Origin of the sequence: Micrococcus luteus NCTC 2665, from assembly GCF_000023205.1 — a bacterium.
In the GTDB taxonomy this organism is placed as follows: Bacteria; Actinomycetota; Actinomycetes; order Actinomycetales; family Micrococcaceae; genus Micrococcus; species Micrococcus luteus.
Genome location: NC_012803.1, coordinates 551,432 through 569,901, shown reverse-complemented (window position 1 = coordinate 569,901; position 18,470 = coordinate 551,432). Strand labels below are relative to the sequence as shown.

General features: G+C 73.5%; 19 protein-coding genes and 1 tRNA gene. 9 read left to right on the top strand and 11 right to left on the bottom strand.

The annotated features are described in order from the left end of the window. On the top strand, positions 1–1,245 hold the full coding sequence (gene manA / locus MLUT_RS14155; RefSeq protein WP_010079309.1) for a mannose-6-phosphate isomerase, class I: 1,245 nt from the start codon (positions 1–3) through the stop codon (positions 1,243–1,245). 23 nt (positions 1,246–1,268) lie between these two features. Here manA and glpX read toward each other — a convergent pair whose 3' ends face one another. Next, positions 1,269–2,291 carry a class II fructose-bisphosphatase gene (glpX, locus tag MLUT_RS14150; RefSeq protein ID WP_010079310.1) on the bottom strand — a complete coding sequence of 341 codons (1,023 nt, stop codon included), beginning with the start codon at positions 2,289–2,291 and terminating at the stop codon, positions 1,269–1,271. Between the two features lie 107 nt (positions 2,292–2,398). Between glpX and MLUT_RS14145 the strand changes: the two genes are divergently transcribed. From MLUT_RS14145 to MLUT_RS14135, 3 genes are read left to right on the top strand one after another with little or no spacing between them, the layout of a single operon-like run. Further along, positions 2,399–2,989 (top strand): DUF4245 domain-containing protein, encoded by a 591-nt coding sequence (locus tag MLUT_RS14145; RefSeq protein WP_010079311.1) that lies wholly within the window; start codon positions 2,399–2,401, stop codon positions 2,987–2,989. Then, complete coding sequence (locus MLUT_RS14140; protein ID WP_010079312.1) at positions 2,986–3,657, top strand: carbonic anhydrase; 672 nt, start codon at positions 2,986–2,988, stop codon at positions 3,655–3,657. Before MLUT_RS14145 ends, MLUT_RS14140 begins: the two co-directional genes overlap by 4 nt. 55 nt (positions 3,658–3,712) lie before the next feature. Next, positions 3,713–5,134 carry a class II fumarate hydratase gene (locus tag MLUT_RS14135; RefSeq protein WP_010079313.1) on the top strand — a complete coding sequence of 474 codons (1,422 nt, stop codon included), beginning with the start codon at positions 3,713–3,715 and terminating at the stop codon, positions 5,132–5,134. Between the two features lie 90 nt (positions 5,135–5,224). Here the strand turns inward: MLUT_RS14135 and MLUT_RS14130 are convergent, their stop codons facing one another. Both MLUT_RS14130 and phoH2 read right to left on the bottom strand, forming a co-directional pair. Beyond that, a complete protein-coding gene (locus tag MLUT_RS14130) occupies positions 5,225–5,728 on the bottom strand; it encodes a prepilin peptidase (protein ID WP_010079314.1) in 504 nt (167 codons plus the stop codon). A 345-nt stretch (positions 5,729–6,073) separates the two neighbouring features. Further along, a complete protein-coding gene (phoH2, locus tag MLUT_RS14125) occupies positions 6,074–7,528 on the bottom strand; it encodes an RNA 5'-3' helicase PhoH2 (RefSeq protein ID WP_010079315.1) in 1,455 nt (484 codons plus the stop codon). A gap of 221 nt (positions 7,529–7,749) precedes the next feature. On the opposite strand from phoH2, the gene MLUT_RS14120 reads away from it, so the two are divergent. Continuing rightward, complete coding sequence (locus MLUT_RS14120; RefSeq protein WP_010079316.1) at positions 7,750–8,397, top strand: rhomboid family intramembrane serine protease; 648 nt, start codon at positions 7,750–7,752, stop codon at positions 8,395–8,397. Here MLUT_RS14120 and MLUT_RS14115 read toward each other — a convergent pair. Further along, a complete protein-coding gene (locus MLUT_RS14115; RefSeq protein WP_010079317.1) occupies positions 8,376–9,149 on the bottom strand; it encodes an isoprenyl transferase in 774 nt (257 codons plus the stop codon). The two genes, MLUT_RS14120 and MLUT_RS14115, sit on opposite strands and share 22 nt — an antisense overlap. Before the next feature lie 105 nt (positions 9,150–9,254). On the opposite strand from MLUT_RS14115, the gene trhA reads away from it, so the two are divergent. Then, positions 9,255–9,974, top strand: a complete 720-nt coding sequence (gene trhA / locus MLUT_RS14110) for a PAQR family membrane homeostasis protein TrhA (RefSeq protein WP_010079318.1) — start codon at positions 9,255–9,257, stop codon at positions 9,972–9,974. A gap of 156 nt (positions 9,975–10,130) precedes the next feature. Here trhA and MLUT_RS14105 read toward each other — a convergent pair whose 3' ends face one another. Together MLUT_RS14105 and mca are read right to left on the bottom strand one after the other, a co-directional pair. Then, positions 10,131–10,535 carry a hypothetical protein gene (locus tag MLUT_RS14105; RefSeq protein WP_010079319.1) on the bottom strand — a complete coding sequence of 135 codons (405 nt, stop codon included), beginning with the start codon at positions 10,533–10,535 and terminating at the stop codon, positions 10,131–10,133. A gap of 48 nt (positions 10,536–10,583) precedes the next feature. Continuing rightward, on the bottom strand, positions 10,584–11,576 hold the full coding sequence (gene mca / locus MLUT_RS14100; protein ID WP_010079320.1) for a mycothiol conjugate amidase Mca: 993 nt from the start codon (positions 11,574–11,576) through the stop codon (positions 10,584–10,586). 113 nt (positions 11,577–11,689) lie between these two features. On the opposite strand from mca, the gene MLUT_RS14095 reads away from it, so the two are divergent. The 3 genes from MLUT_RS14095 (at position 11,690) to MLUT_RS14085 (ending at position 13,624) form a co-directional block, all read left to right on the top strand. Further along, positions 11,690–12,136, top strand: coding sequence for a DUF4307 domain-containing protein (locus tag MLUT_RS14095; RefSeq protein WP_010079321.1), 447 nt, complete (start codon positions 11,690–11,692; stop codon positions 12,134–12,136). Between the two features lie 258 nt (positions 12,137–12,394). Further along, positions 12,395–12,889, top strand: coding sequence for a transcription elongation factor GreA (greA, locus tag MLUT_RS14090; RefSeq protein ID WP_010079322.1), 495 nt, complete (start codon positions 12,395–12,397; stop codon positions 12,887–12,889). Positions 12,890–12,985: 96 nt separating this feature from the next. Next, complete coding sequence (locus MLUT_RS14085) at positions 12,986–13,624, top strand: GPP34 family phosphoprotein (protein ID WP_010079323.1); 639 nt, start codon at positions 12,986–12,988, stop codon at positions 13,622–13,624. Positions 13,625–13,634: 10 nt separating this feature from the next. Here MLUT_RS14085 and ilvA read toward each other — a convergent pair whose 3' ends face one another. From ilvA to MLUT_RS14060, 5 genes are all read right to left on the bottom strand, one after another. Further along, entirely contained in the window at positions 13,635–14,966 is a 1,332-nt protein-coding gene (gene ilvA / locus MLUT_RS14080) for a threonine ammonia-lyase (protein ID WP_010079324.1), read from the bottom strand. After that, positions 14,966–16,183, bottom strand: coding sequence for an AI-2E family transporter (locus tag MLUT_RS14075; protein ID WP_010079325.1), 1,218 nt, complete (start codon positions 16,181–16,183; stop codon positions 14,966–14,968). Before MLUT_RS14075 ends, ilvA begins: the two co-directional genes overlap by 1 nt. Continuing rightward, on the bottom strand, positions 16,180–17,151 hold the full coding sequence (locus MLUT_RS14070; protein WP_010079326.1) for an aldose 1-epimerase family protein: 972 nt from the start codon (positions 17,149–17,151) through the stop codon (positions 16,180–16,182). Before MLUT_RS14070 ends, MLUT_RS14075 begins: the two co-directional genes overlap by 4 nt. A gap of 123 nt (positions 17,152–17,274) precedes the next feature. Further along, a complete protein-coding gene (locus tag MLUT_RS14065) occupies positions 17,275–18,153 on the bottom strand; it encodes a Bax inhibitor-1/YccA family protein (protein ID WP_010079327.1) in 879 nt (292 codons plus the stop codon). A 173-nt stretch (positions 18,154–18,326) separates the two neighbouring features. Then, positions 18,327–18,400 (bottom strand) — tRNA-Leu (locus MLUT_RS14060). Between the last annotated feature and the right edge of the window lie 70 nt (positions 18,401–18,470).

The following is an 18,470-nucleotide window of genomic DNA, read 5'->3' as shown; positions in this document are numbered from 1 at the left end:
ATGCACGTCCTGAAGCCCGTGATCCGTGACTACGCCTGGGGCTCCCCCACGCTCCTCGCCGACCTGCAGGGACGCGAGCCCACCGGCCGCCCCGAGGCCGAGCTGTGGCTGGGCGACCATCCGGGCGCCCCGTGCGTCGCCGTCGTGAGGGACGGCGCCCACGTCGGCCTGGACGAGGTGGTGGCCGCGGACCCCGAGCACTGCCTCGGACCCGCAGCACCGGAGGGCCGACTGCCCTTCCTGATGAAGCTGCTCGCCGCGAGCGCCCCGCTGTCCATCCAGGCGCACCCCACCCTGGAGCAGGCCCGCGCGGGCCACGCCGCGGAGGAGGCCGCCGGCGTGCCGGTCGACGCCCCGGAGCGCAACTACAAGGACGCGAACCACAAGCCGGAGATGCTGCTCGCGCTGACCCCCTTCGCGGCGATGTGCGGCTTCCGCTCCCCCGAGGTCTCCTCGGACAGCTTCGAGGCCCTGGCCCGCGCCCTCACGGAGCGGGCGGACGGGGACACGTCCGCCGTCGCCGTCGCCGCCGCCCGGATCAGCCAGGCCCTCGCCGCCGGGGACCTCGAGGACGCGTTCACCTCGATCCTCGACCCGGACTCCGTGTGGGGCGCCCCCGGCGCCGTGGCGCAGGTCGTGGACGTGCTGCGGGCTGCGCCGGACCTGGCCGAGCGCGACCCCTCGCTGGCCACGGCCCTCGAGGTCGCCCAGCACCACCCGGACGACCCCGGCGTGGTGGTGGCCATCCTGCTCAACCGCGTGGACCTGGCCCCGGGTCAGGCCATCCATCTGCCCGCCGGCAACGTGCACGCGTACCTGCACGGGCTGGGCGTGGAGGTCATGGCGGCCTCGGACAACGTGCTGCGCGGCGGGCTCACCCCGAAGCACATGGACGTGCCCGAGCTGCGCCGCGTGGTCACCTTCGAGGCGCTGCCGGTGCCCTCCACCGAGCCCGAGCGCGTGGCCGACTCCGTGGTGGCCTTCCGCCCGCCGTTCGAGGAGTTCGAGCTGCTCCAGGCCACGCTCGAGGACGACGCCGTCCACGGGCTCGACGTGCACGGGCCCGGGATCGCGGTGGTCACCCGCGGCACGGCGAGCCTGGCCCTGGCAGGCCAGGAGATCGAGCTGGGCCCGGGCGAGGCCGTGTTCCTGCCCGCCGCGGAGACGGCGTCCGGCCCGCTGGCCGTCCGCGCCGCGGCCGGCGCCCCGGCGACGGTGCACGTGGCCGGCCTGCCGCGGGGCTGAGCCCGGCAGACCGGCCCGCGGGCTCAGCGGGCGTCGCGGTCCCCCAGCCACTTGGACCACTTCTTCACGTCGTGCTCGGCGTCCACGGTGCGGACCGTGCCGGACGACGAGCGCATCACGATGGACTGCGTGTGCACGCGGCCGTCGGCGAAGCGCACACCGCGCAGCAGGTCGCCGTCGGTGATGCCGGTGGCCGCGAAGTAGCAGTGGTCGGAGGTGACCAGCTCGTTCGTGGTCAGCACCGCGTCGAGGTCGAGGCCGGCGTCGAGGGCCTTCTGCTTCTCGGCGTCGTCGGTGGGGGCCAGGCGGCCCTGGATGATGCCGCCGGTGGCCTTGATCGCGCACGCGGTGACGATGCCCTCCGGGGTGCCGCCGATGCCCATCATCATGTCCACGCCGGTGCCCGGGCGGGCGGCGGCGATGGCGCCGGCGACGTCGCCGTCCAGGATGAACTTCACGCGGGCGCCGGCCTGGCGGATCTCCTTGACCAGGCCCTCGTGGCGGGGGCGGTCCAGCACGCACACGGTCACCTGGGAGACGGGCTTGTCCAGGGCCTTGGCCACGAGGTTCACGTTCTGCTTCACCGGCAGGCGCATGTCCACGAAGTCGGCGGCCTCGGGGCCCACCACGAGCTTGTCCATGTAGAACACGGCCGACGGGTCGAACATGGTGCCGCGCTCGGCCACCGCGAAGACGGAGAGCGCGTTGTTGTAGCCCATGGCGGTCAGGCGGGTGCCGTCGATCGGGTCCACGGCCACGTCCACGGCGGCGCCGGAGCCGTCGCCGACCTGCTCGCCGTTGAACAGCATGGGGGCCTCGTCCTTCTCGCCCTCGCCGATCACCACGGTGCCGTCCATGGCCACGGTGTCCATGAACGCGCGCATCGCGTCCACCGCGGCGCCGTCCGCCTTGTTCTTGTCCCCGTAGCCCACCCAGGGGCTCGCGGCGATGGCCGCCGCCTCGGTCACCCGCACCAACTCCATGGCCAGGTTGCGGTCCGGGACGTGATTCTCGTAGCCGGTCTTCTCCGAGGACGCGCTGGTCATCGCTGCTCCGATCCTTGCTCGCGGCGCTCCGTCCGCACGAGACGGGGCGTGAGGGCGGCTCTGCCCCGGTCCTCATCCTACGGGGGCGGCCTCCCGTGGGTGGCACAATGCTGACCGTGAGCTCCGCCGACCCCCACGCCCCCGCCCCCCGTCCCGTCCTGACCGCCACGCAGGCGCAGCGGGCCCGGCAGCCGTGGATGGCCATGGTGCTCTCCCTGGCGGCTCTGCTGGCGATCGTGGCCGTGGTCCTCCTGCTCAACCCGGAGCCGCCGCAGCGGCCCCGTGAGGACCGCGTCGACGTCGCCGCCGAGGCCGCCACGGTCCCCCACGACGACGGCGACCTGCCGGCCCTGGCGCCCGAGGTGCCGGAGTCCTGGTATGCCAACTACGCCCGCCTGCAGAAGCTGGACGGCGTCTCCACGTGGGACGTCGGCTGGGTGGTCACGGACACGGTGTTCGCGGGCCTGCAGCAGGCCGAGGACGTCGACCCCACCTGGGTGAGCCTGCGGGTGGACCAGGTCCCGGCGTCGGAGACGATCGAGATCGACGGGATCGCGTGGGACCTCCACGCCGATCCGAAGAAGCCGGAGCGACGGCTCGTGTCGGAGGTGGACGGCAGCACCGTGGTGCTGACCACCACCGGCGACCGCGCCGTCCTCGAAGACCTGGCGCACGGCGTCGCGAAGGAGACCCGATGACCCCCCATACCCGCCCCGAGACGACGCCGGCCCCCGACGTCGTCGTCCCCACCTCCGACCTGACCCCCGCGGAGGCGTGGGAGGTCCTCGCCGACGGCAACCGCCGCTTCGTGGCGGGCGAGCCGAGCCACCCGAACCAGAACGCGGAGCGGCGCAGCGACCTGACCGCCGGCCAGGCCCCGGTCGCCGTGATCTTCGGCTGCGCCGACTCCCGCCTGGCGGCCGAGATCATCTTCGACCTGGGGCTCGGCGACGTGTTCGTGGTGCGCACGGCTGGCCACGTGATCGACGACGCCGTGCTGGGCTCCATCGAGTACGGCGTGGACGTGCTGGAGATCCCGCTCGTCATCGTCCTGGGCCACAACTCGTGCGGCGCCGTCACGGCGACGGTCGAGTCCTACATCTCCGGCACCATGCCGCGCGGCTTCGTGCGCCCCCTCGTGGAGCGCATCATCCCGTCCGTGCTGGCGGGGCGCCGCCGCGGTCTGGAGGAGGTCGACGAGTTCGTGGCCGAGCACGTGGACCAGACCTGCGACCACCTCCTGGAGACCTCGCAGTCCGTCCGCGCGGCCGTCGAGTCGGGGCGCACCGCCGTCGTCGGGCTCACCTACTCGCTGTCCGAGGGCACCGCTCGACCGGGCCGCGTGCACGGCGACCTGGCGGTCTGACGACGTCGGGCGTCCGGTGCGGCACCGGGCGCCCACGCCGTCCTAGGATGTGATCATGACCGCAGAGAACACCGATCAGCAGTTCCGCATCGAGCACGACACCATGGGCGAGGTGAAGGTGCCGGTGAACGCGCTCTACCGTGCACAGACCCAGCGCGCCGTGGAGAACTTCCCGATCTCCGGCAAGGGCCTCGAGCCCGCCCACATCCACGCCCTCGCGCAGGTCAAGAAGGCCGCGGCCAAGGCGAACGCCGAGCTGGGCATCATCTCGCAGGAGCGCGCGGACGCCATCGTCGCCGCCGCGGACCAGGTCATCGCCGGCGACCACGACGACCAGTTCCCGATCGACGTGTTCCAGACCGGCTCCGGCACCTCCTCGAACATGAACACCAACGAGGTGCTCGCCACCCTCGCCACCCGCGCCCTGAAGGAGGCCGGCTCCGAGGACGAGGTGCACCCCAACGACCACGTCAACGCCTCCCAGTCCTCGAACGACGTGTTCCCGACCTCCGTGCACGTGGCCGTCACCGCCGCCCTCGTGAACGACCTCGTCCCGGCGCTGGACCATCTGGCCGTCTCCCTCGAGAAGAAGGCGGAGGACTTCGCCGGCATCGTGAAGTCCGGCCGCACCCACCTCATGGACGCCACCCCGGTGACCCTGGGCCAGGAGTTCAGCGGCTACGCCGCGCAGGTCCGCTACGGCATCGAGCGCATCCAGTGCGCGCTGCCCCGCGTGGCCGAGGTCCCGCTCGGCGGCACCGCCGTGGGCACCGGCATCAACACGCCCCAGGGCTTCTCCGCCCGCGTGATCGAGCTGCTCGCCGAGGAGACCGGCCTGCCGCTGACCGAGGCCCGCAACCACTTCGAGGCCCAGGCCAACCGTGACGGCCTCGTGGAGGCCTCCGGTCAGCTGCGGAACATCGCGTACTCGATCATGAAGATCAACAACGACCTGCGGTGGATGGGCTCCGGCCCGAACACCGGCCTCGGTGAGATCGCCATCCCGGACCTGCAGCCGGGCTCCTCGATCATGCCGGGCAAGGTCAACCCCGTGATCTGCGAGGCCGCGATCATGGTGTGCGCCCAGGTGATCGGCAACGACACCACCGTCGCCCTGTCCTCCACCAACGGCGCGTTCGAGCTCAACGTGGGCATCCCGGTGATGGCCGCCAACCTGCTCGAGTCCATCCGCCTGCTGGCCAACACGACGCGCGTCATGGCGGACAAGATGATCGACGGCATCGAGGCCAACGAGGAGCGCTGCGCCTTCCTCGCCGGTGCCTCGCCGTCCATCGTGACCCCCCTGAACAAGGTGATCGGCTACGAGGCCGCCGCCAAGATCGCCAAGCACTCCGTCGCGAACAAGATGACCGTGCGCGAGGCCGTCGTGGACCTCGGCTACGTCGAGCGCGGCGAGGTCACCGAGGAGCAGCTGGACAAGGCCCTGGACACCATGTCCATGACCCACCCGGAGTGATCCGGCGGATCCGGTGAGCGGCGCGACGCCGCCTCCCGGACCACGACGACGAGCGGCCGTCCTCCCGTGCGGAGGGCGGCCGCTCGTGGTTCACGCCAGCACCAGCACTCCGGCGGCCGCCGCCACCATCGCCGGCCCGAACGGCAGCGCCGTCCGCCCCGTCGCCCGACCCGCGAGCACCAGCAGCCCCGCCACGACGCCGCCGAGCAGGATCGCGCCCACCCCGGCGGCGAGCACCGCCGTCGGGCCGAGCGCCCCCGTGTACACGCCCAGCCCGCCGGCCAGCTTCACGTCGCCCATCCCGAGGCCGCCGCGGCTGAGCACGTGCAGCGCGAGCATGGCCACGGTGTAGCCGAGACCGCCCAGCAGGCTGCAGAGGGCCAGGTCACCCCGGCCCGCCAGCAGCGCTCCCCCGGTCATCATCGTCAACCCGCCCAGCGCCAGCCGCAGCGTCCATCGGTTCGGCAGCCGGTGCTCGCGCAGGTCCGTGCGCACGAGCACGCCCGTGCACACCGCGAACCACACCAGTCCCAGGGACCACAGCACCGCCGTCGCCGGCGCACCGTGCGCCCACGCCCATCCCACCCCGCTCATGCGCCCAGCCTAGGCCGGACGGCGCACACGCCGGGTCGCCGTCCACAGGGCGATCCGGCCACCTCGCGTTCACGGTCCGGCCACCCGGTGTTCTGCCCACAGCGCAACCGGAGCCGCCCATTGCGACGCCCCCCCCCGCACGGGTCTACTCTGAAGTCACGAGCTTCCGGCCGTCTGATGGACGTACGGGGCTCACACAGACCCCATGGCCTCAATCCCGTTTCAAAGGGGCCATGGTGGCGGGCTTCCTCGGTCCCCCATCCCCCCTCCGCGGGGCCGAGCACCCCCGCCGGGGGCCGCTGCTTCGGCAGCGGCCCCTTTTTCATGCCCGGCCCCGCCGCCGGCTCAGGCCCGGCCCTCCTCCAGCAGGTCCGTGACCAGCGCGGCGATCGGCGAGCGCTCGGAACGGGTCAGCGTCACGTGCCCGAACAGCGGGTGGCCCTTGAGGCGCTCCACCACGGCCGCGATGCCGTCGTGCCGGCCCACGCGCAGGTTGTCCCGCTGGGCGACGTCGTGGGTCAGCACCACCTTCGAGTTGCGGCCCATCCGGCTCAGCACCGTGAGCAGCACGTTCCGCTCGAGCGACTGCGCCTCGTCCACGATCACCCACGCATCGTGCAGCGAGCGGCCGCGGATGTGCGTCAGCGGCAGGATCTCCAGCATCCCGCGGTCCACCACCTCGTCCACCACGGACGGGGAGACGAGCGCGCCCAGGGTGTCGAACACGGCCTGCGCCCACGGGCCCATCTTGTCGCCCTCGGAGCCGGGCAGGTAGCCCAGGTCCTGGCCGCCGACGGCGTACAGCGGGCGGAACACGACCACCCTGCGGTGCTCGCGGCGCTCCATCACGGCGTCGAGGCCCGCGCACAGCGCCAGCGCGGACTTGCCGGTGCCCGCGCGGCCGCCGAGGGAGACGATGCCCACGCTCGGATCCGTCAGCAGCTCGATGGCCAGCCGCTGCTCGGCGGAGCGGCCGTGCAGGCCGAACACGTCGCGGTCCCCGCGCACCAGGCAGGCTCGGCCGCCCTCGCCGACCCGGGCCAGAGCGGAGCCCCGGGGCGCGGTGAGCACCAGCCCCGTGTTGACCGGCAGGCGGTCCGCCTCGGCCGGGGCCTCCTCCGGCCCGGTCTCGACGCCCGTGCCGGTCAGGGTCCCCAGCGGGACGCCGGCCAGGTCGACCTCGCCGTCGTCGTAGAGGGCGTCCAGCCGCTCCTGCGCCACGCTGAGGGAGACGGTGCCGCGCCAGCCCGAGTCACGCACGAGCTCGTGGCGGTACTCGTCCGCGGCGAGGCCCATGGCCGCCGCCTTCACGCGCATCGGCAGGTCCTTGGACACGACCGTGACCGTGGCGCCCTCGTCCGCGAGCGCCTTCGCGACGGCGAGGATGCGGGAGTCGTTGTCCGTGCCGCGGATGCCCAGGGGCAGCACGTCCACGGACACGTGGTTCAGTTCGATCCGCAGCGTGCCGCCCTCGGGGGTGATCGGCACGGGCTGGTCCAGCGCGCCGTGGCGGCCGCGCAGGTCGTCGAGCAGGCGCAGGGCCGTGCGCGCGTAGTAGCCGAGGTCGGGGTCGGCGCGCTTGGCCTCGAGCTCCGAGACCACCACGAGCGGCAGGACCACCTCGTGCTCGGCGAAGTGCAGCAGGGCGCGCGGGTCCGAGAGCAGCACGGACGTGTCCACCACGTAGGTCCGCAGGCCGGTCGCCTCCGCCGGCCCCGCCTCGGCACGCGCCTGGCCCGGCCGGTTCGGCCTCGGCGGCTCCTGCCGGGTCTGCGCGTGCTCCACGAGCTCTGCCACCATGTCTGCCTCCTGTGCCGGTGAACCGTGCGTGCGGGGGTCCGCCCACGGGCCACGCTAGGAAGCGGCGTCGTCCGCCGGGTCCCGGCACGGTGAACCCGGGATGAAGTCGCGGTGACGGTCCGTCCGAGCCCCGCCACGGCCCCGACGTCCCGCGCTCCCTACACTGGAGACGCGCCGCCGACGTCCCGACGGCCGCCCGCTCCCCGTCCCCAGGAGGGCCCATGAGCATGCACCGCCCGTCCCCCGGCCTGCCCGATCGGCCGGGCGGCCCGGCCCCCGCCCCGACCCTGGCCGAGCGCGCCGGCGGCCGCCTGCTGGGCGCCGTCGCGCCCACCGCCGTGCTGATCACGGCCATGTGGGTCGCGCAGGTCGTGCTGATCTTCCTCGGCCGGGTGATCATCCCCGGCGTGGGCCTGATCCCGCGGCGCCTCGACGGCCTCGACGGGGTCCTGTTCTCCCCCGTGCTGCACGCCGGCTGGGCCCACTTGATCGGCAACACGACGGCGCTGCTCGTCCTCGGTCCGCTGGCCGCCCTGGTCTCGCGCCGGCCGGTGGCCCTGCTCGTCTGCGCCTGGCTGGGCTCGGGCCTGCTGACCTGGGCGATCGGCACCCCGGGCGTGCACATCGGCGCCTCCGGGATCGTGTACGCGCTGATCGCGTTCCTGATCGTCTACGGGGTCGCGGTGCGGCGGATCGGGGCGGTCGTCGTCTCCGTGCTCGTCGCGCTCACGCACCTGGGCTCGAGCCTGATCGGCCTGCTGCCGGCCCCCGGCATCTCGTGGACCGGCCACCTGGCCGGGGCCGTCGTCGGGGTGCTGCTGGGCCTGTGGTGGGGCCGCGCCGACCGTCAGGTGCCGAACCGGCGCTGACGGCTGCCGTAGTCGCGCAGGGCACGCAGGAAGTCGACCTTGCGGAACGCGGGCCACATGGCCTCGCAGAAGTAGAACTCCGAGTACGCGGACTGCCAGAGCAGGAACCCGGAGAGCCGCTGCTCCCCGGACGTGCGGATGACCAGGTCCGGGTCCGGCTGGCCGCGCGTGTAGAGCCGGTCCGCGATCTGCTCGACGGTGACGGACTCGGCCACCTCCGCCGCGCTGTGGCCCAGGGCGTGCTCGTCCCGCAGCAGCTCGCGCACGGCGTCGAGGATCTCCTGGCGACCCCCGTAGCCCACGGCCACGTTCACGTGCACGCCGTCGTGGTCCTTGGTCTGCTCGGCCACCTCGGCGAGCCGCCGCGCCATGGGCTCGGGGAGCAGGTCCACCGCGCCGACCGGCTGCACGCACACGGGGGCGCGGCCCTCGGCCGGCTGGGCGAGGCGCTCCGCCGTCGTCTGGATGATCTCCAGGAGCGGGGCGAGCTCCTCCGCCGGGCGCCGCAGGTTCTCGGTGGAGAGCATGTAGAGCGTGACCACGGGGATGCCGGCCTCGTCGCACCAGCCGATGAAGTCGAGGATGCGCTCGGCGCCGGCCTGGTGGCCCTGCTGCGTGGACGCCCCGAACGCGCGGGCCCAGCGACGGTTGCCGTCCACCAGCACACCGATGTGCCGGGGCAGCCGCTCCGGGTCCAGGCCGCGCGCCAGCCGCCGCTCGTACAGGCGGTAGAAGGCCTCAGGTCGACCCACGGCGCGCTCCCCTCTCGAATGGTCCTGCGAGCCTCCAGGATACGCGCGCGGCACACAGCGACCATCCCGTGCCCCGGCCCCGGGCCGACCGGTGACAATGGAGGCATGGACCCTGTGACACCCCACCGCGAGACCGACTCCGCCCGTCGTCTGCGCTGGCGCATCGAGCGCGTCCGCGACCCCGACCATCCGCTGTACAAGCCCCGACTGCGCGGCTGGATCCACGCGGTCATGGCGCCGCTGACGCTCGCGGCCGGCATCGTGCTCATCGTGCTCGCGCCGACTGCAACGCTGCGGTGGGCCAGCGCGGTCTACGCCGTGACGGGCCTGCTGCTGTTCGCGGTCTCGGCGACGTACCACCTGGTGCAGTGGAACGAGGTGGTCTCCCGTGTCCTCAAGCGGCTGGACCACACGAACATCATGCTGGTCATCGCCGGCACCTACACGCCGCTCTCCCTGGCCCTGCTGCCTCCGGACCGGGCGCGTGTGCTGCTCACCCTGGTGTGGGTGGGGGCCGTGGCCGGCGTCGCGTTCCGGGTGCTGTGGACGGACGCGCCGCGCTGGCTCTACACGCCGGTGTACGTGGTGCTCGGGCTGGCGGCGCTGCTGTACCTGGGCGACTTCTTCGCCGCGGATGCGGCGGCGGGGTGGCTGATCGTGGCCGGCGGCATCGCGTACATCACGGGCGCGGTCTTCTACGCACTGCAGGCCCCCACGATCCACCGCGAGTGGTTCGGCTTCCACGAGCTGTTCCACGCCTTCACGGTGGCCGGCTTCGTGTGCCACGCCGTCGCCATCTACCGGGCGGTGCTCGTCGTCGCCTGAGCGCGGCAGGGACGGGGGTCTGCGCCCCGCCGGGCAGCGCCGAGGCCCGCAGACGCGCCGCTACGTCCATGCCGTAGCGGCGCGTCTGCGGGCCTCAAGGGTTCGGGCGTGGAGTCTCCGGCGCCGAATCTCGGGCGTGCACGGGCCCGACGGCGGTCAGTCGCGTCCGGTGTCCGGGGCCTGGGGCTCCGGGGCCGGCTCCTGGAGGTAGCCGGGGTACTTCTCCTGCAGGCGGCGCAGCCGGTCCTCGGAGTCCGCGTCCAGGTGCTCGCCGCCCGCGCGCGCCTCGTCCGGCAGGTGCTGCTGATGGCGCTCCACGAGCATGGCCTCGGCCTGCGGGGAGCGCTGCTGGACGCGGCGCACGGAGCGGACCATGACGCGGAGGACGATGATCGCCATGACCACCATGAGCGCGGTGAACAGGAACCCCTCGATGCCGGGGGTGACCTCCGCCTCCTCGAGCCCGGGGCGCAGCGTCGGCTCCGGGACGGCGGGCACCGGCGCGGGGCTCGCGGCCGCGAGCGCGGTGAGGACGAGGGGAAGGCCAGACAGGGGTGTCACGCCGCCCCACTCTACCGGCCCCGGCTGCACGGCCCGAGCCGGGTCGGCTCAGCGCAGGCCGGCGAAGAGGTCGTGCTCCGGCAGCTCGGAGGGCACGCGCGAGTCGATCAGCGCGAAGTCCTCCCACGGCCAGGCGCGCCGCTGCAGATCATGGGGGGCGTCGAAGAACATGCCGTCGGGGTCGATCTGGGTGCGATGCGCCCGCAGGGCGGCGTCGCGCTCGTCGAGGAAGCCGGTGACGTCCACCTGCGTGGTGACGTCGTGGTCCGCGGTGACCCACGGCGGGATGACCTCCGGGTCGGGCACGTCCTCCCCGGCTTCGCGGCGGCGCAGCACCTCGCGCATCGCGTCCATCGCGTCGAACATCATCAGGCGTCGGGCGAACGGCACGTCCTCGCCGTCGGCCTCGGCCACCGCGGCCATCGTGCGGAACTTCCGCGGGTTGAAGCCGCAGTCGTAGTAGACCTTCGAGACCTCCCAGGCGGGCCCGGCCTCGGGGTACTCGTCGGCGAGGCCGGCGGCCCGGTAGGCCTCCATCGTCACGGCGTGGGCCTGCAGGTGGTCCGGGTGGGGGTAGCCGCCGACCTCGTCGTAGGAGATGAGCACGTGCGGGCGGAACCGGCGCACGAGCGAGATCAGCGGGGCCGCCGCATCCCGGAGCGGGATCTCGGCGAAGCAGTTCGCCGGGAGGGCGGGCAGCGGATCCCCCTCGGGCAGGCCCGAGTCGAGGAAGCCGAGCCAGGCGTGCCGGATGCCGAGGATGCGCGCGGCCTCCGCCATCTCCTCGCGGCGCACGGCCGCGATGTCCCGGTCGGCCCGGGTGGTGTCCCCGAACGACGGGTTGAGCAGGGTGCCGGCCTCGCCGCCGGTGCACGTGACGACCATGACCTCGGCCCCGGCGGCCGCGTAGGCGGCCATGGTGCCGGCCCCCTTCGAGGACTCGTCGTCGGGGTGCGCGTGCACCGCCATGAGACGCAGCCCGGTGGAGGGCGGCAGGGCGGTGCCTGCGGCGGGCTGGGCCTGGGGGGTCTGATCGGTCACGGGGATCGCACACTCCTGTCCGGAGGGGAGCCGCCGCGGGGGCGGCGGCGTGAGGGGTCGGGGCCGACGTCCTCATCGGCCTCCGGCGGCGGGCAGCGGCTAGGGTGGAGGGGATGTCTCACCACGCCCCCGCGGTCCGCGCGCAGGACCCTACATTAGCCAACCGGTACGGCACGGACCACACGCGTCCGGGCCGTCGTCGGCTGTGGGCGGGCCTCGGCGGACTCGGGCTGGTCGTGGCCGTGCTGCTGTCCGTGTGGATCGGCCTGAACATGTCCGTGGGCGCCATCGAGTACAAGGACGTCGGCTTCACCATCGAAGACGACGGCCGCGCGACCGTCACCTTCCAGGCCTCCGTCCCGGAGGGCGTGCAGGCCGAGTGCGATGTGCTCGTCACCGACTCCCACGCCGCCCCCGTCGGCTTCCGCACCGTCCGCCTGGAGACCCTGCCGGCCGACCGGCGGGACTCCCCCTCGGACGCGCAGCAGCGCTACACCGTGGACGTGCGCACCGTGGTGCGGGGCGACTCCGGCATCGTCGAGACCTGCCGCAAGGTCTGAGCCCTCGCGGAGCGCTCCGCCCTCGGCGTAGCGGCCGCCTTTGGTGTGACGCACACCGCCCGGATAGACTCCTCGGAGCATTCCCGCCCCGCCGGTGAGTCAGGCAGGCGTCGCACGGAGCCCTCGGGCCACGCGCGTCCTCCTGATCGGCGGGGTCTTTCGCATGCGGGCGCGTCCGCCGGACGCGGATCGCGCGCCGGACCCGGTGTGCCGCGCCCCGGACTCCGCATCACCCGAGACAGAAAGGCGGAACAGAGCATGACCACCAGCCAGTCCGACGCCCCGTGGCTGACCCAGGAGGCGTACGACCGCCTCTCCAAGGAGCTCGAGCACATCTCCGGCCCCGGCCGCCAGGAGATCATCGAGCGCATCGAGGCCGCCCGCGATGAGGGCGACCTCAAGGAGAACGGCGGCTACCACGCCGCCCGCGAGGAGCAGTCCAAGAACGAGGGCCGCATCGCCGAGCTGAAGCACCTGCTCGAGACCGCCCGCGTCGGCGAGGCCGCCGAGAACGACGGCGCCGTGCACCCGGGCACCGTGGTGACCGCCGTCGTCGCCGGCGACGAGATGACCTTCCTCTTCGGCAACCGTGAGATCGCCGCGGACGACGAGTCGCTCGAGGTCTACTCCGAGCGCTCCCCGCTCGGCGAGGCCATCAACGGCGCCAAGCAGGGCGACAAGGTCTCCTACACCGCCCCGAACGGCAAGGACATCAAGGTCGAGATCAAGGACGTCCAGCCCTACTCCGGCTGACCCTCCCCGGACCCGACGACGGCCGCGGTCCCCTCGTGGGGCCGCGGCCGTCGTCCGTCCCGGGCACCACCGCGCCCCCGTTGCTACTGTGGCCCCATGCTGACCGTCGAGAAGGCGCACCTGCTGCTCACCCGCGAGGACGGGCTCTCCGAGAGCCCCTCCCACCACCGCGTGGCCCTCGCGGCCGCCGCGCTGGCCGACCACCGCTCCGCCGGGATCGTGACCCTCGAGGACGTCCCCGTGGACCGGGCCCGCGTGCTCGTGACCGCGGCCGGCACCACCGGCGACCCCGTCCTGGACTCCTCCCTCGGAGAGGTCGACGCCCTGGCCGGCCGGCCGCTCGTGGCCACCCTGGCGGCCGGGAAGCCGGATCTGCGCAAGGCCGTCGTCGCCCATCTGACCGAGACCGGTCGCCTCACCGAGCGCAAGGCCTTCCTGGCCACCCGGCACGTCCCCCGCGGCACCGAGCGCGCCGAGCTGCTCGCGCACCTGACCGCCGTGGTCCTGGACGAGGCCGAGCCCTCCGACGAGGACGTGCTCCTGCTCGGCGTGCTGCAGCACCTCAATCTGGCCCGACGCCTGCTGCCGGGCGTCCGCGAGCGCTACGACCGCCGCGAGATGGTCCGCCGCATCGAGACGCTGACGCGCGAGGACCTCCTGGTCCAGGCCGTGCGCCGCGCGGTGGGCGGGACCTGTGGCACCGTCACCGCGGCCGCCGCCGGCTCCGTGGCCTGAGCCGGCCCGGTCAGGGCAGCGGGGCCGGGCTGTAGCCGGCCGCGCGCAGCGCCTCCAGGACCTGGGCGGAGTGCTCGGCGCCGCGGGTCTCCATGTCGATCGTGATGTGCACGCCGCCCATGGACAGCTCCGGGCCGACGCGGGTGTGGTCCACGCGCACCACGTTGGCGTCCGTGTCCGCGATGATCCGTGAGATCGTGGCCAGCTCGCCCGGGCGGTCCCGCAGCGGGATGCGCACGGTCATGTAGCGCCCCGCCGCCGACAGTCCGGCCTGGATGGACTTCAGCATGAGCATCGGATCGATGTTCCCGCCGGAGAGGATCACGGCGGTGGTGCCGAGCTCGAAGCCCAGGTCCGCCGTGCGGCCCGCCAGCAGGGCGGCCACCCCGACGGCGCCCGCCGGCTCCACCACGAGCTTGGAGCGCTCGAGGAGGTGGACGAGGGCCGCGGCGATCTCGTCGTCCGTGACGGTCACGACGGCGTCCACCAGCTCGGCGGCGATCCGCAGCGGCAGGGCCCCGGGCCTGCCGACGGCGATGCCGTCCGCGATGGTGGACACGCTCTCCAGCACCTGGACGCGGCCCTCCTCGAGGGAGCCGGGGAACGCGGCGGCGGTGGCCGCCTGCACGCCGATGACGCGCACCGTGCGCCCACGACGCCGGGCGGCCTCCTTGAGGGCCACGGCCGTGCCGGCGATGAGCCCCCCGCCGCCGATGCCCATGATCACGGTGTCCACGTCCGGCAGCACGTCGAGGATCTCGAGGCCGACGGTGCCCTGGCCCGCGATCACGGCCGGGTCGTCGAACGGCGGGATGAACACGGCATCGGTCTCCGTGGCCCACCGCTGCGCCTCGGCGAGGGACTCGTCCACGGTGGAGCCGTGCAGGACGACCTCGGCGCCGTGGTCCCGGGTGGCCTGCAGCTTGGGCAGGGCGACGCCGTGCGGCATGAAGATGCGGGCGCGGATGCCGAGCTTGGCGGCCGCGAGGGCGACGCCCTGGGCGTGGTTGCCGGCCGAGGCGGCCACGACGCCGCGGCCGCGCTCCTCCTCGCTCAGCTGCGCCATCCGCACGTAGGCGCCGCGGACCTTGAACGAGCCGGCCCGCTGCAGGTTCTCGCACTTCAGGTGCACGTCCGTGCCCACGGCCCGGGAGAGCGCCCGGGAGTGCTGCAGCGGGGAGCGCTCGGCGATCCCGCGCAGCGTCTCACGCGCCCGCTCGATCTCCCCGAGGGTGACGGGCAGCTCCGCCGGGGTCGGTGCGCCGCCGGCGGGCCGCACCCACCGGGGCGACGGCGTCGGGACGGTCCGGTCCGGGGTGTTCGTGGCCTGCGCCGCGACCATCAGGCGTCGTCCCCGTGCCGGGTGCCCGCGTCGGCCTCGGAGGCGAGGGCGGCGTCCTCGTGCGTCGAGGGGCGGTACCGGTGGGAGCCGGCCGCCTCGTCCTCCGCGCCGCCCGGTTCGAGGGCGTGGTCCGTCCGCTCCGTGAGCTCCTCGGGGGTGTCGGCGGTGAGGGCGCGGACGAAGCTGTTCACGAAGGCCAGCACCGGCACGGCGAACACGGCGCCCGCCAGGCCGAGGACGGTGGAGCCGGCGGCGACGGCCAGGAACACGGCCAGCGGGTGCAGCGCGACGGCCTTGCCCATCACGAGCGGCTGCAGGACGTTCGACTCGATCTGCTGCACGAGCAGCACCACGCCCAGCATGAGCAGTGCGTTGACCAGGCCGTTGGACATCAACGCCAGGAGCACCGCCATCCCGCCGGTCAGGGTGGCGCCGATCATCGGGATGAACGAGGCCAGGAACACGAGCACGGCCAGCGGGATGGCCAGCGGCACGCCCAGGATCAGGGCGCCGAGGCCGATGCCGACGGCGTCGATGAACGCCACGAAGATCTGGACCCGCACGTAGGAGCCGAGCGACTGCCAGCCCGAGCGGCCCGCGCGGCCCACGGTGGCCCGGTGCGCCTTCGGCACGAAGATCAGGAGGAAGCGCCAGATGCGGTCCCCGTCGTAGAGGAAGAAGATCAGGGAGAACAGGGCGATGAACAGGCCCGCACCGATGTTGACGGCCGTGGAGCCGAACGAGACGGCGCTGTTCATGAACGTGGCGGAGTTGTCCCGCAGCGTCTGCCACAGGCCCTCCAGCTCGGCACCGGACCGGGGGATCTCCACGCCCACGCCGGCCAGCCAGGCGATCGCGTCGTCGACGGCCTGGCCCAGCTGGTCGCCCAGTTCGGCGAAGCCCTGCACGATCTGCTGACTGGCGAGCCCCACGAGGCCCACCACGACGACGACCAGCAGCAGCACGCACAGCAGGGCGGCCGCGACGCCCGGCACCCGGATGCGCCGCATCGCCTGGAACACCGGGGCCAGCAGGGTGGCCAGCAGCGCGGCCACGAGGATCGGGATCACCACGAGGCTCACGAAGCTCAGCAGGTACACCACGACGCCGATGCCGATGACCACGACCACCAGCCGCCAGGACCAGGCTGCGGCCACCGTCAGCCCGTAGGGCACGTCCTTGTTGATCTTGGTCTGGGCCGCCAGGGTCGAGCTCACGCGCGATCCTCCTCGTGTGGGTGGTCGGGGACATGGGGGGTCAGGCCCCACTGGGCGCTCCAGCGGGCGTGCGGGGCGAGCCGGTGCAGGCCCTCCCCCGAGTTGAGGGCGTCCGCGGGAGCGGTGAGCGGCTCCACCGCGAGCGCCGTGTCACGGCCGGGCAGCCGGTCCGTGACGAAGACGTGGGTGTAGGCGAACGCGTGGTCGGACCACAGGGTCACGGCGCGGCCGTCCGCGGCGAGCAGGGTCTGGCGGTGCCGGCCGTCGGCGTCCGGGGTCAGGCCGGTGAGGCACACGTCCAGGGCGGCCTCGCCTACGGCCCGGCCACGGCGGAAGTCCAGGTCCGTGCCGTCCACCGGCAGGGTCTCCACGGGGATGAGGTCCTCCCCCGTGCGGATCCAGGCGTCCGCGGGCACGCGCAGGCTCAGCTCCGCCGTCGGGACGTCCCCGATGCGCAGGAACGGGTGGGCGCCGACCGCCACGGGCACGGTGGCGTCCGTGTGGTTCTGCACCTCGGCGGTGACGGTGAGGCCGCCGTCCGCCTCGAGCTCGTACGTGACGCGGTGGGTGAGCCGGAACGGCCAGCCGTGCTGGGGGTGGATCTCACCGCGCAGGGTCACCGCGTGGGCGGAAAACGTCTCGGTGACGAAGTGGGTGTTGCGCAGCAGGCCGTGGCTGGCGTGGCCGCGCGCGGGTTCGGTGACGTCCAGGCGCTGCTCGACGCCGTCCAGGATCCAGCGGGCGCCGGCGACGCGGTTCGGCCACGGGCTCATCTGGATGCCGTTGGCGGCGGGCGGGACCACGTCCTGGCCGTACGGCTCGGTCAGGTCCACGCCGCCCACGCGGTACCTGCGCAGGGCACCGGCCAGGCCGACGACGACGGCCTCCGCGGACCCGCGGCGCAGGCGGTGCTGGGCGCCGGTGGCGTGCGGCGCCCCGAACTCGGGCGCGGCGCTGGTCTCGGTCACGGTTCCTCCTGCGGTCACGGCGACGGACCCCCTCAATGTACGCCCTCGCGCAACGCGCGCCGCCCCGGCCCTGTGGAGGGCCGGGGCGGCGGGGAGGGCTCCCGTCCGGGGACGGGGCCGGGGTCAGTCTTTGCCGCGCAGGATGGCGACGATGCGCAGGATCTCGATGTACAGCCAGATCAGGGTCACGGTCAGGCCGAAGGCCACGGTCCAGGAGTACTTCTGCGGGGCGCCGTTCTTCACGCCGACGGCGGCCATCTCAAAGTCCAGTGTCAGCGAGTAGGCGGCGAGCAGCACGGCGATCGCGCCGATGATCAGGCCGAGGCCGCCCTCGCGCATGTTGCCGATGCCGGTCCAGGTCAGGACCAGGTTGACGAGCATGAAGACCAGGTAGCCGATCATGGCGGCCATGACGATCTTGGTCATGCGCGGGGTGGGGCGGAACCTACCCGAGGTGTAGAGCGCCAGCATCACGGCGAACACCGAGAAGGTGCCGAGCACGGCCTGCACCACGATGCCCGGGTAGGCGCCCTCGAAGAAGGCGGAGATGCCGCCGAGGAACAGGCCCTGCGCCACGGCGTAGGCCATGATCAGCGCGGGCGAGGGCTCGCGCTTGAACGCATTGACCAGGCCCAGCACGAGGCCGGCGATCGCGCCGATGATCATCAGGCCCGGCGAGAACCAGCCCACCGCGCCGGCCACCACGACGAGCACGAGCATCAGGCCCGTCTTGCCGACGATGTCGTTGAACGTCATCCGGCCGGTCTCGCCCGGGCCGGCGGAGGGGGCGCGGAACGCGTCCTCCATGGACTGCTGGTGCGCGTGCTGCTGGGCGGCCTGGCCGGCGCCGAACGCCTGGGCCTGGCCGTAGGGGCTCTGCTGCTGGCCGTACGGGGACTGCGCGGTCTGCTGGCCGCCGCCCTGGTACCAGCCCGGCTGCGGCTGTCCGCCGCCGCGCATCTGCTGCTGGAAGTTCTGAGAGTTCATGACCGGGTTCGCCACGGCTCGCTCCTTGGGGTCGTGTCGGCCCGGACACACGCCGCCTGCGGTGAGCCGTCCACGTGCTCCGGGTGTTCTGCTCAAGTCTATCGGCATCGACCCCGGGTGTGCGAGGCCGGGGTCCCGGCAGCCGCCTGCGGCCGTGCCCTGTTCACGGTGGGCGCAGAAGCTGGGAGTGCCCCCGGCGGGACTCGAACCCGCAACACGCCGATTTTAAGTCGGCCGCCTCTGCCAGTTGGGCCACGGGGGCGTGGCGGGCCCGTGGACGCGGGCCCGGGTGCGGACGACGCCGGCCCCGTCCGATGCGCTCGGACGGGGCC